The sequence below is a fragment of the Streptomyces griseiscabiei genome, from assembly GCF_020010925.1.
In the GTDB taxonomy this organism is placed as follows: domain Bacteria; phylum Actinomycetota; class Actinomycetes; order Streptomycetales; family Streptomycetaceae; genus Streptomyces; species Streptomyces griseiscabiei.
On record NZ_JAGJBZ010000001.1, the window covers coordinates 95,242 to 108,122 of the forward strand.

Annotated in this window: 6 protein-coding genes; 3 read left to right on the plus strand and 3 right to left on the minus strand. The window is 73.8% G+C overall.

Translation table 11 applies throughout. From position 1 onward, the window contains the following. Positions 1 to 14: 14 nt before the first annotated feature. Positions 15 to 866, minus strand: coding sequence for an RCC1 domain-containing protein (locus tag J8M51_RS00435; RefSeq protein WP_086755284.1), 852 nt, complete (start codon positions 864 to 866; stop codon positions 15 to 17). Between the two features lie 206 nt (positions 867 to 1,072). Here J8M51_RS00435 and J8M51_RS00440 point away from each other — a divergent pair, with 206 nt between their 5' ends. From J8M51_RS00440 to fxsT, 3 genes are all read left to right on the plus strand, one after another. Beyond that, positions 1,073 to 1,561 carry a hypothetical protein gene (locus J8M51_RS00440; protein ID WP_267298881.1) on the plus strand — a complete coding sequence of 163 codons (489 nt, stop codon included), beginning with the start codon at positions 1,073 to 1,075 and terminating at the stop codon, positions 1,559 to 1,561. 111 nt (positions 1,562 to 1,672) lie between these two features. Next, positions 1,673 to 1,867, plus strand: coding sequence for a hypothetical protein (locus J8M51_RS00445; protein ID WP_086755282.1), 195 nt, complete (start codon positions 1,673 to 1,675; stop codon positions 1,865 to 1,867). Further along, positions 1,860 to 5,342: an FxSxx-COOH system tetratricopeptide repeat protein gene (gene fxsT, locus J8M51_RS00450; protein ID WP_267298882.1), complete on the plus strand. Its 3,483-nt coding sequence runs from the start codon at positions 1,860 to 1,862 to the stop codon at positions 5,340 to 5,342. Before J8M51_RS00445 ends, fxsT begins: the two co-directional genes overlap by 8 nt. A 48-nt stretch (positions 5,343 to 5,390) precedes the next feature. Here fxsT and J8M51_RS00455 read toward each other — a convergent pair whose 3' ends face one another. Both J8M51_RS00455 and J8M51_RS00460 read right to left on the minus strand, forming a co-directional pair. After that, positions 5,391 to 9,179 (minus strand): tetratricopeptide repeat protein, encoded by a 3,789-nt coding sequence (locus J8M51_RS00455; protein ID WP_267298883.1) that lies wholly within the window; start codon positions 9,177 to 9,179, stop codon positions 5,391 to 5,393. Beyond that, entirely contained in the window at positions 9,176 to 12,697 is a 3,522-nt protein-coding gene (locus J8M51_RS00460; RefSeq protein WP_267298884.1) for a tetratricopeptide repeat protein, read from the minus strand. The genes J8M51_RS00455 and J8M51_RS00460 overlap by 4 nt, the downstream gene beginning before the upstream one ends. Positions 12,698 to 12,881: the final 184 nt, after the last annotated feature.

The window sequence follows — 12,881 nt, forward strand, 5'->3', positions numbered from 1 at the left end:
TGTCCGCGCGGATTCTAGGAAAACCCGACCCCCGACCAGTCGTCCACGGCGCACCGGCCGTCGGCGTCGTTTCCCGTGGACACGACTGTCCCGTCCGCGCGCAGACCGAGGGTGTGCGTCGAACCGGCCGCCACGGCGATGATGCCGCGCCAGTCGCCGACCTCGCACTGTCCGTGACCGTTGTCCCCCACGGCGAGGACGCGCCCGGAAGCGGTGACCCCGACCGTGTGATAGCTGCCCGCGTCGAGCGCCACCACCTCTTCCCACCCGTCGACCTCGCACGCCCCGGTCGTCCGGTCGCCGGTCGCCACCGCCCGCCCGTCGGCCCTGAGGCCGACGGTGTGGACGTAACCGGCGGCGATCGCGGTCAGGTCCCGCCAGCCCTCGACGGCGCACTGACGTCGTCGGTCGTTGCCCGCGGCCAGTGCGGAACCGTCCGACCGGACGCCGACCGAGTGCCAGTCACCGCACGAGAGGGCGACCACCTCGCGCCAGGACCGTACGTCGCACTGCCCTTCCGCGTTCCGGCCGACGGCCAGCACGCGGCCGTCGCCGAGCAGCCCGAGGGTGCGGCGCCAGCCCGCGGCCACGGCTGTGACTCCACGCCATCCGGCGACAGCGCACTGCCCGTCGCCGTTCCACCCCGTCGCCAGCACCGTGCCGTCCGACCGGAGCCCCACCGTGTGGGACCGGCCCGTGTTCCTCGCCGTATGGACGTTGCCGACCGCCACGGAGACGACCTCCGCCCAGCCGTCGACCCGGCATTCCTCGGCCGCGGCGCGGCCCACGGCGAGGACGGTTCCGTCCCGGCGCCGTCCGACCGAATGACGCCTTCCCGCCGCCAACGCCGATGGATCGGCGAGCATCGTGCCTCCTTGTCCTCGCGCCGGGGCGAGTTCGCCGCACGCGACCCACATACGACCCAATCGCGACAGGGGATCCACTGAAGCAGACATGTCGGCCGCGCGACGGGATCTCCGGGGAGGTGGCCGCTCGTCGCGGCCGAACCTGCCTCGACGGTTCGGCGATCTCGGTCAGGGCTCGCGTGACTCTTGATCAAGGGGGCGCCCGGTTGGTTCACTTGCCCCTTGTGGAGAGCATGCTGGCGGCGCTGATAGCGGTGGTGGGAACACTGCTCGGTGTCGTCGTAACAAACCGGCAGCAGAACAGACGTGCCGACCGGAGCGAGACGATCGCCGCCGCCGAGCGGCTGCGGCAGGAGAGGATCACGGCCTACGCCGAATTCGCCCGTACGGTCATGGAGTTCAGGTCGTCGCAGTACCAGCGCTGGCGCCATCGCCAGGACGGACTCGACAGCCCTGCCTACGAAGAGGCCCGGTACGAGTCCCATCAGCGCAGGGCCCAGGCGTGGTACGCGCTGTACCGCGTCCGTCTGGTCGCGGCGGGCGAACGCGGCCTGGTGGAGCTCGGCAAGACGGCCATGACCCTCGCGACGCGTATCGACGAGGCGAACGACGTGGAGGAGCTCAGGGACATCGGCTCCAGGACCCGGGTCGCGGTGGAGGAGTTCATCGACGCGGCCACCCCGCACATCTCCTGATCCACGGATGGGGTGAATACCGGTGCTACGGGCGTGCGAAGGGGACGGCGCCGCTAGTTTGGAACGGCCCCCGGCCGGAGCGCGAGGGGGCACACGGCGGAAGGGCGGTCGATGGGCGGCGCGGTGCACGAGGACGAACCCGAACCGGAGACCGGGGAGGTGAGATTCGGGGTCGAGGGCGAGGTGGAGGTCTTCGACGGGACGGGATGGACTCCCTACCGGGGTCTGCCCGGTGACGATGCCGGAAGTGCCATGCGGGAGGACCCCGAGACCGACGCCGTGACGCGCCCGCCCGGCAGTGGCTGAGGACCCCGGCGCACCACCCGGGCCGGACCACGGGGATGTGCCGCGGCGGGTACGGGACCCCCACGCCCGCCGCACGCTGGAGGAGTGGCTGGCCCGGACCGGAACGGTGCTGTCCTACGCGGGCTGGGAGGACGCGGGGAACTCCGGCGCCCAGGTGTTCGCGGTCTACGCGCAGCGCCTCGCCCAGGGGCGGCTCACCGATGCCCGCAAGCTCGTCGTCAAGGTGCTGCCACCGCGCGCCGCCACGGTCCGCGAGCCCCAACGGCACGCCTGCGCCGAGAGGTTGTCGACGCCCTACTTCGTCGAGCGCCGACTCGCACGGCAGTTGCCCGACTATCCGCCCCAGCCCCTCGACGGCAACGGCTGGATCATGTTCCAGGAGATCGCGGGCGGCAGTCTGACCGACTACCGGTCGCTGGCGGCGCTCATGGAGGCCGGAACCGTGGGCGCGCCCACGATCGCCGCGCTCTGCGGGCAGGTCGTCGAGTCGGTCCTGAACGAGTGGAACACGCCCCGGACCCTCAGCTTTCGCCGGGGGACGGCCTCCGAGATCCTCTCCCAGCTCCTCGGGCCCCGTATCGAGAAGGGCGGAACCCTTCACACCTGGGCACGTCACGACCCCGGGCTGCTGGAGAGACCGCGCCGGTCCCTCTCGCTGCCCGGTGAGACACGGCCCTTCCCCAATCCCTTCGCCCTGGTGACCGGGCCCCGTACGGCCGGCGACGAGAACCTGGCGCTGCTGGCGGGTCTGGGACACGGCGATCTGCATCCGGGCAACGTGGTGTGCCGTCATCGCTCCGCACACGAGGCGGACGCCCACCGGTTCATCGATCTGTCGAGGTTCGGCGAGGACGCGCCCCTGGTGTGCGACCCCGCCCACTTCGTTCTCTCGATCGTGGCCTCGCGGCTGGCCTCGGAGCGGGCTCCCGAGGTCCGCACCGACCTCGCCCGGTATCTCATCGACCCCGACCGGCATCCGGGGCAACAGGTGCGCGGCGGCCTGCGCGAGGTGATCCGGTCGATCCACGAGGCGGAGAAGGGCTGGGCCGAGCACAACGGCCGCGGACTGTACGCGGAATGGCGGAGCCACCGGCTGCTGGCCCACCTCGCCTGCGCCCTGGTCTTCACCGGGCGAGCCTGGCTCCGCCCGGAGGACCGTTGGTGGTTCTTCGAACTGGCCGCGCGCGCGGCCGAGGCGTATCTCGCCCTCCAGGGCGAACGGACCGCCGCTCCGGCGCGCCCGGCCGACCCCCGTGCCGCCGCTGCCCGGGACGCCCGGTCCGGCGCCACGACGCCTGCCCCGCCCGTGGTGTTCTGGCGGACCGCGCGCCCCACGGCCCCCCTCGCCTACCACGTGCCCCGCGAGCGGGAACTGGACGCCGTCGACCGGCTCCTCGCCCAGCGGGAACAGCCGGTGATCATCACCGGGCCACCCGGTACCGGCAAGTCCCAGCTGGCTCTGGAGTACCTGGACCGGCACGGCGGCGCGTACGACTTCGTCGCCTGGCTGCCCGCCCGACGCGAGGAACTGCTGTCCCAGGTGGTGTCCGACCTGGCGCGGCTCTGCGGCGTCGAGACCGACGCCGCCGCCGGGACCGACGCCGTCATGGCGGCCCTGGGCCGGATGGGCAGCTGGCTCGTCGTGCTCGACGACGCCGACCGGCCCGCCGCCGTCCGCCGTCACCTCCCGCGCCCCGGCTCGCGCTTCACCGTACTGATCACGTCACGCAACCCCCTGTGGTCCCAGCTCGGGCCCCAGCATCCGCTCGGTGACTTCGACCGCGCGCAGTCCACCCTCCTGCTCACCCGACGGGCCGGGCAGCTGTCCGCGCACGACGCCGACCGGGTCGCCGCCGCGCTGGGCGATCTGCCCCTCGCCGTGGACCAGGCCGCACAGCAGCTGGAGGGCTCTCCGATGAGCGCGGAGCGATACCTCGCGCTCATCGAGAAGCACGCCGGGAGCACCCTGGCCCGCGGGCTCGACGAGGACGTCTACCCGGCGTCCCTGGCCGCCGTCGTACGGATCGCCGTCGAACGGCTGGAGGAACAGGAACCCGACGCGGCTCGTCTCGTCCGGCTGATCGCGTGTTTCGCGACCGCCGCACTGCCCTTCTCGCTCCTCGACGAAACAGCCGCGCTGCTTCCCCCCGCCCTGCGCGGCGCCGTCGACCGGACGCCCGGCCTGCTCTCCGACCTGGTGAAAACCGCGTCCCAGGTCGGCCTGGTACGGGTCGACCGCGGTGACCTCCACATGCATCAGCTGTTCCGCAGACTCGTCCGTGAGGAATGGACACCCGAGGTGGCCATGGACCGTTCATGGGCGCGACGCATGCTGTCGGCCACCGATCCGGGTGATCCCCGCGACCCCGGCACCTGGCGGACGTACGGTGCGCTGCTGCCGCACGTCCTCGAACTCGACCTCCCCGCCGCCCCGGAGGCCGCCTGCCATCGGATGTTCCTGCGCATGGTCCACTTCCTCACCGTGAGCGGCGACGCCCGCACCGCGCGGGACCTCGTCCGGGCCGCGATCGAACGCTGGAGCACCGAGTACGGGGCCGACGTCGACCTCACGCTGTCCGCGACGGAGCACCTGGCCCGTGCCCATGTACAACTCGGCGACCACCGTACGGCGGTGGAGCTGGACCGGCGTGTGCTGGACCACCACATCCGCCGGTCGGGCGCCCGGAACGCCGAGACCCTCACCGCCGAGCACAACCTCGCGGCCGACCTCATCAGTCTCGTCTCCCACACCACGGGGCTGTACAGCGACGACGGCCGCGAGGTACTGCGGCTGCAGCGCGAGGTGGTGGACCACCGCACCGAGCTGCTCGGGGCGGACCATCGCGACACCCTCCTCTCGTTGCACAACCTGGCTCTGGTCCTGCGGGGCACCGGGCACCTGGTCGAGGCCCGGGACACCCATCGCCGCGCGTACACGGCACTGGTACGCCTGCTCGGCAACGACCACCCCGAGACCCTCCGGGCGGCCCACGGTCTCGCCGTCGGCCTCAAGGACACGGGGGAATCCGAAGAGGCCAGGAACCTGCATGAGGACACCCACCGGCGGCGCCGAGCGGTCCTCGGCCCGCATCATCCCGATGTGGCGCAGTCCGCCTACAGCCACGCCCGCGCCCTCGGCGCCGGCGGGGACCACACGGCGGCGCTCGCACTGCTCAGGGACGCGCACGGCCGGGCCCTGAGCGTCCTGGGCCCGGACCACCCCGACACCCTGCGCTACGCCCACTGGCTGGCGGTGAGTCTGCGCCGCACGGGCGAGGGGGAGCGGGCCGCCCAGCTCATCGAGGACACCTACCGGCGCCGGCGGCGCCTGCTGGGCGAGTCGCACCTCGACACCCTGCGCTCGGCGTCCGTCCACGCGGCGGAGCTGCGGTACGCCGGTGACGTGGACGCGGCCCGCGAACTGGAGCGGGCGACACGGACCGGGCTGGCACGGCTGACCAGCGGCACCGCCTGAACCGGGCCGTCCGCCGCCCCCCGGGCGACTCCGGCGACGGGTAACGTCTCAGTCCGGGTCCCCGAAGTCCTGTGCCGTGCGCACGGCTTCGACGACGGCGTCCGCCTCCGAGGGCTCCAGCGACCCCGCCAGCAGTTCCCGGAACCGGTCGTCCCCCACCTCCCTTGCCACGTCGGCTAGTTCGTACAGGGCAGTCGCCGCCACCGGTGTCCGTGGTCCGCATTCGAGCCCCGCGACGAAGCCGCGCAGGGCCAGGCCGAAGGCGGTCTCGGGGCTCCCCGCGAGCCGCTCCCGCTCGCTGAGCGCGGACAGCGCCCTGGCCTGTCCGTCGTGGTCCTCGATCGTCTCGAAGGTGTCCAGGGCCTGCCGGTGCCAGACCCGCGCACCGGCCGCGTCGCCCTCGGCGGCAGACAGCAGTCCCAGCTGGTGACGGGAACGGCCCGCGCCGTACCGGTCGCCGCAGTCCTCGGCGACGGCCAGCGCCCGCAGGTACAGGTCGCGGGCGCGCCCGGTGTCGCCCGTGCCCTGTGCCAGCACGCCCAGTTGGTGATGGACGGTGCCCACCCCCGCGCGGTCACCGGCGAGAGTCAGGAAGGCCAGGGCCCGCTCGTAGTGGGCCCTGGCCTGTCCCGGTTCGCCGGCGTCGTCGGCGATCATGCCCAACAGGTGTTCCCCGGCGGCGGTCCCGGCCACATCGCCCACCTCGTCCCCGATGCGCATGGCGCGCCGGCACAGGACGGTCGCCTGTGCGCGGTCGCCCTGTTCCTGTGCCAGCAGGGCGAGCTGGAGGTATCCGAAGGCGGTCGCCGTCCGGTCGCCGAGCCGTTCATGCACGGTCAGCGCGCGCCGGTAGTGACCCTCCGCCACGTCCAGCCGACCGCAGTTGTGTTCCACCACACCCAGTTGGTGCAGGGCGGCGGCCGTCCCCGCCGGGCTCTCCGCGTCGGGTTGGGCGGTCTCCAGGTCGAGAAGCGCCTCGTAGTGGCCCCGGGCCGCGGCCGTGTCACCCGTCGCGATCGCCACACTGCCCAGGAAGTGCCGGGCGCGCTTCACCTCCGCCGGGTCGTCGGCCCCGGTGAAGGTCACCAGCGCTCGCTCGTAGCGCTTCCTCGCGGCCGGGTACTCCCCCATCGCCTCCTCCAGTGTGCCGAGTTCGAGGTCGGCAATCGCAGCGGCGTCTTCGAAGCCGACGCGGGTGAACAGCTCCAGTGCCCGCTCCCGGTGTGCCCTGGCCTCGGTGAAGCGCCCGGCGTCCTGTGCCGCGCAGCCCAACGCGTCGTACAGGACGGCGGCGGCATGGTCCTCCAACGGTGTCCACGCCAGCGACTCCCGCGCCACGCGCTCCATCTCGGCGAAGGCGCCGGTGGGCCGCAGCCGGTCGACCAGTGCCACGGTCATCGTGAACGCCTCGTCGATCAGGCCCGCTTGCCGGAAGTGGTGTCGGCTCTCGGTCAGATCGAGCACGATCCTGGCGGTGTCGCCCTTCGACCGCTGGATGTCCAGCCAGTGCCGTGCGGCTTGCTCGTGGACGGCGGCCATCCGCTCCGGCGGCTCGGAGCCGGCCAGCAGCGAGGCCAGCCAACGGCACACGAAGTACGTGGGCCGATCGGCGACGGCGGAGGAGTGGGTGGCGTGGGTGGCGGTGCATTGCGTGGCGGTGGCGTCGGCGGTGGCCAGCAGGCCTCGGCTCTCCAGCAGGTCGATCGTCACGCGCGCCGGAACCGTACGGGTCTCCGGCCACTCCGCGAGGGCGTCCGGATGGAGGGGGTGCCGGTGGACCGACAGCGAGACGAGCAGCGTGTGCTGAACGGGCGTGAGGTCCCGCAGCAGCCGGTCCACCCCCGTGTCGCGGGCCAGCAGCCGGTACGTCGAGCGAATCGCGGACCCCAGTCCGGCCGAGCGGACCTCCGTACGCGAACGGCCCTCGGCGGCCAGCCAGTCGGACAGCCGGTCGTCCAGCCCGGGCAGGACCGGCGCGGCGCCGCGTACCAGCGCGTCGAGCAGCCCCAGGCCGGCGGGATGGCCGCCGATCTCGGCCAGCACCCGCCGCACGGCTTCGTCGGGGAACCGGCTCAGGCCGGGCAGTCGGCCGATGAGCAGTCTCGACTCGCCCGGTGACAAGGGGCCGAGGTGGTAGGACGCCGGCGCGCGGCCGGTCCGGGTCGGGAGTCGGAGCCGGTGCCGACCGGTGATGATCAGCCGGCACCGGTCGGAGTCGTCGGCCCAGTCGGCCAGCTGCCGGGCGAGCACGGGATCGGCGCAACGGGCGTACGGCTGACCCGGTACCGGTTCGGTCACCAGGTCGTCGACGACCACGATCGGCGGCGGGCCGCCCGCCGGGTGTTCGGCCACCTTCCGGCGCGCCTCGGCCAGGACGGAGGCGTCGGCCGCGCCCGCGATCCGCACCACGTCCTCGTCCGGGGCGGCGAGGCGCTGGAGGAACTGGGTGACGAGCGTCGACTTGCCCACCCCGGCCTGTCCGTGCAGGACAAGTCCCCCGCACCCGTCGTCCCAGAGCCGCATCAGGTCACGCAGCACGGCGCGGCGGGCCACCGGCCGTACGTGCGGGCCCGGGCCCGGGGCGGTCACCGGCGTGGTGCGGGGCACGGCGTCGCGGGGCGTCGACCGGGGCCCTGCGGGCAGCGGCGGCGCTCCGAGGAACAGCGCCGGAGTGGGCCATTCGCACAGGTCGGCCGGGCCGCCGTGGTCCTGTGGGTGACGTTCCTCCAGCCGCTGCCGGGCCTCGGCGACCGCGTCGAGGACGGCCGACGGGTCCGCGACTCCGTCCGCGGGGTCGGGGCGGCCCAGGAGGGAGTACAGCTCGGCGCAGAAAGCCGCGGCGTAGTCGTCGCTCACCGCCGCTGTCATGGCCAGTACGGACGGTACGCCGGACGCGACGAGTTCGGCGGCGAGGCCGCTGAGCCGTTCCTCCTCCCCCGCGGCCGGTGCCGGGTCGTCCGGGGAGCGCCCGGCCCCCGTGGAGCAGCCCGCCAGCACCACGAGCCGGGGCATGCCGCCGACCGGGACGGCGTCGGCGAGGTCCCGCGCGGTCACCGGGTGGGTCCGGCCACGGCCGTCCTCCAGCAGCAGTGCGTCCGCGCGCGCATGGCAGGACAGGTGCAGGATGTCGCGGGGGCGGCGCCCCATCGCCCGGCGGATCTCGGTGAGCGTGTCGGGGCCGTCGATCATCTCGACGTCGATGTGCCGCTGCCGCACGCCCGCCTCGACGGCGCCGACGATCCGTCGTGCGTCCGCCTCCAGGTCCAGCGCGACCCCCTCGACCTCGTCGAGGGGGTCCGCGAAGGCGGCCAGGATCCGCAGACCGTGCGCCGGAGCGGGTTCGTGGACGGGCTCCCGCCGCACCGTCGGCACGCGGTAGAACCGGACCCGGGGCGACAGCGCGAGCGGTGCGGGGGCCCCGGGCAGCAGCACGGTCTCCCACGGCAGCCCGGCGAACTCCGGTACGGACACCGCGACTCCGATCCACACGGGCCGCTCGGGACCGCTCGTGTCCAGCGCGTGGGCGACGGCGTCCGCGGCGGGCCCGCCGAGGAACGCCTCGCCGAGTGCGATGCCCAGGGCGTGGACGGCGTACCGGGACGCGGTGGACGCCGACGTGGTCCTGCTCGTGGCCGGGTCGAACCTGGTCAGCGACGGGCGCCGGCCCCGGGCGAGCGTGAGCCTCCACAGTCGCTCCAGCACGGCGCGGGTGAGTCCGCGATGCTCTTGGGTGACGACGCAGGTGCCGTCGACCTCCACGGCGGTCTCCTTGCGGGTCACCGTCACCAGGACGGAGACCGGTCGCACGGTGGTGTCGGAGCCGGTCGCGGACCTCACGCGGGTTCCTGCGGACCGCGGGAGTGGTAGCGGCGCGCCGCCGCGGGCCGGCCCAGGTCCTGGAAGCAGTCGCCGATGACGCGGTAGGTGGCGGGCCGCTCCCGTGTCTCGTCGGTCCGGCGGTACAGGGCCAGTGCCTCCCGGGCGTGGGCCAGTCCCGCGAGCGGCCGGCCCCGTCCGCGGGCGAGGGAGGCGAGCCGGGTCAGGCACTGGGCCTGGCCGACCACCCGGCGCAGTTCCCTGTTCAGGTCCAGCGCGATCCGCACATGCTCCTCCGCGATGTCGAGCGAGCCCTGGCGCTCCGCGCAGATGCCCAGGTGCTGGTGGGAACGGGCGATCTCCTCGGTGGCGTCGCGAGCGGTGGCGATGCGCAGCGCGGTGTCGAACTCGGCGTGTGCCTCGTCGAGTTCGCCCGCGATCACGTGCAGGCTGCCGACCTGGTTGTGGATCTCCATTTCCTGCATCTCGTCGCCGATGTCCCGGCACAGGCCCGCCGCGGTGCGGCAGTGCGCCATGGCGGTGGTCATGTCCTGGGCGTCCTGGGCGACATAGGCCAGGCTGCGCAGACAGGCGACGACGGCACCGGTGTCCCCGGCCCGTTCGAAGGCGGCCAGTGCCTCCTCGTAGCCGGTCCGGGCCTGGCCGGCGCTGCCCCGGTACTCCTCCAGCATGGCCAGTTGGTAGCGGGAGGCAGCGGCGTCCCGGTCCAGGCCGAGGCGTTGGAACACCTCGAAGGCGCGGCGGTAGCGTCGCTCGGCGTCGGCGTAGTCGCCGAGTTCGTGGAGCACCGAGCCGAGCTGGTGCTCGGCGAAGGCGATCCCCTGGAGGTCGCCGGCCGCGTCGCTCACCGTCAGCGCGCGCTCCAGGTGTTCCCGCGCCGGATGCATCGTGCCTCGGTCGCGGGCGATGAGACCGAGCTGCCGATGGGCCTGGGCCGACTGCCCGGAGCCGGGTTCGACCCAGTCCAGTACCCGTCGGCACAGGTTCTCCTCGGCGGTCCAACGGCCCATCCCGTGCAGCAGCCGGCACAGGCGCTGTGCCACCTCGGCGGCCCGTGCGGGCCGGTCGACGGCCTCGTGGTGGTCGACCGCCTCGAACCCCGCGTGGACGCGTTGCCGCTGGGGAAGCGTCTGCCGGTCGAGGACGTCCGCCCAGTGGGCGGCGGCCCGTTCATGGCCCCGATGGGTCGACGGGGCGTCCAGCGCGGCCAGTTCGGCCGCGGTCCAGCGATGCACCGACCACAGCGGCTCGCCGTCCGGCCCGATGCCGTCCGGGGCCAGGAGTCCGGCGGAGACCAGTTCGTCGAGGGCGCCCGCCACGTCCTCGGCGTCGGTGAACGCCTGTTGCGGAACGGGTGAGCGATGTACCGCCGCGTACGTGAGCAGGCTCCGGGATTCGGCGTCGAGGGTGGCGACGAGATCGCCGAGCAGTGTGTCGGCTGCGGTGATCCGTAAGGCCTCCCGCAGGGCGCCTCGCGTGCGTCCCGCGATCCGGCCCCGGGTGGCGGCGATGCCGTCGGTGAGTTCTTCGAGCCGGCGGGCAAGATCGGTGTCGGTGACGGAGGTGCGGCTGAGGAGGGCGTCCAGATAGCCGTAGGTCCGGGGGTGGCCGCCCACGGCTTCTTTGAACCGGTCCCATTCACCGGACGGCAGTCGACGGGTCTGCGGAAGTCTGAGGCGCAGCAGGTCCGTCTCGGCCGGCGTCAGCGGTGGCAGGGCCAGATGTGGCAGCCGTGCCGCTCCGTGTCGGCCGGGCGGGAGGGGGTGGCGGGAGGTGACGAGGACGGGCGGTCTCGGGTCGAGGGCCGCCCAGGATTCCAGGAACGCGCCGAGTTCCGGATCGGTGAAGCCCGTGGGCCGGCCCGGGCGGCGGGCGAGATTCGCCTCGAACTCGTCCAGCACCAGGACCGGCGCCGAGGCCGGGAGGTCGGCTGCCGTGCGGGCGAATTCACGCAGCCGGTCCGGCCATGGGCGCCGGGCGTCGGTGAGCGGATGGGTTTCGTCCACCGGCCCGGGCAGGACGGCCGTGATCGTGTGCAGGACCTCCTCGACGTCCGTCCTGCCCCGCACCAGGGCGACAGGACGGCCGGCGCCGTGGAAGCGCAGCAGTTCCCCCACGAAGGCGGACTTCCCTCCTCCGCCGACGCCGTGGACGACCAGCCCCGTGCCTTCCGTGCCCAGTGCGCGCGCGGCGATGCGCAGTTGGGGCCGGCGCCCCACGAACGTGCCCAGCGGCAGGGCGAGGGGTGGCTGCGCCAGGGGTGGCCGCGCGAGGGGTGTCGCGGTCGGGCCCGTACGGATGTGGCGTTCGTCCGGGACGGCTCCGGGGTCCGCGGTCCGTGGACCGGGCGCGGACGGGGACCCGGAACTGGGCGTGGCTGCCGTTCGGGCGGTGGTGTACAGGACCGGGATGTGCCACTCGGGCAGGGCGGCGTCACCGCCGACTGTCCGCCGGGCCGTCTCCAGGGCGAGGCGTGCCGAGTGCAGGGCGTGCAGCGGGCCGACCCCGGAGGCGAGTCCGGCGTGGAAAGCGGCGGTCAGCCGGCCCGCGTAGGCGTCCCGGACGGGTGCGGACATGGCGAGGACCGCGGGCATTCCGGAGGCGGCCAGTTGCTCGGCCATGCCGGGCAGGAAGGCCGTGCCGCCACTCTCCTGACCGGGCAGGCGCCGTGCGGAAGCCGTCGAGCAGCCTGCCAGGACCAGCACGGGCGACGACCGGGCGGCGGTCAGCGCCCGGTACAGGTCGTCGGCCGTGACCGGGTGCGGGGTCCCGTCGACGGTCTCCAGCCGGAGGTGCCCGGGGCGGGCGTGGCAGACGATGTGGACGATGTCGGCGGGTGCTTCCCGCAGCGCGGCGGCCAGGGCGTCCAGGCTGCCCGAACTGAGCAGCCGCAGGTCGACGGTGGCCGAACCGGTCACCGCCGCGGTCAGACGGGCTGTCTCCGCCTCCAGGTCGAGCAGCCCCTCGTGCGGGGTGTGCGCGGAGGAGGGACCTGCCAGCAGCGCCACCAGCCGCAGGGGCCGCGCCGTGCCCGGCGCGGCCACCTGGGTCGGGTGTCCGCCGCCGGGGCCGGTGCGAAAGGGGCGGATGACGGGGTGCAGCGCGAGGGGGTCCGCCTCTCCGGGCAGCAGCAGCATCTCCCAGGGCAGTCCGGCGAGCGACGGTGACTCGGCCGCCAGTGCGAGCGGCAGGGTGTCTCCGCTCCGCAGGGCGTCCCGCGCCGCGTCGCTCAGTGCCCGGCACACGGGGCTCCCGGCCCGTTCCCCGAGGAGGCGCCCCATCCGCTGAGTGAGCTGGATCGCCTCGCCGATCCGTTCGCGATCCAGTGACTCCCGCGAGCGCTCGTGCAGCCGGGTCACGGCACGCGCCGTCTCCACCAACGAGAAGTCCGAGACGGTGCGCGGCGCGCGGGCGACCACCTGCCCGCCGGCCGACAGGGTGACGTCCGCAGTCGTCACGGTCAGACGGTGGTGCACCGGGTCGCCGTCGTATGCCTCGCTCGTGTGCTCTTGGTTCACAGATCGACTCCTCGACTCGGCGGGAGGAAGTGGAGCATCGCCGGGTGCGCGCGGACACATCCGCCCATTGTGGGGTGCGCGGGCGTGGCAGTGCGCCGACTGCCCCCCGATTACGGGAAGTTGATCGGGTACGGCCGATGCCCTGCGAGGCGAGGGGCGGGGCGGGGGCGGGCATGGCGAGGGA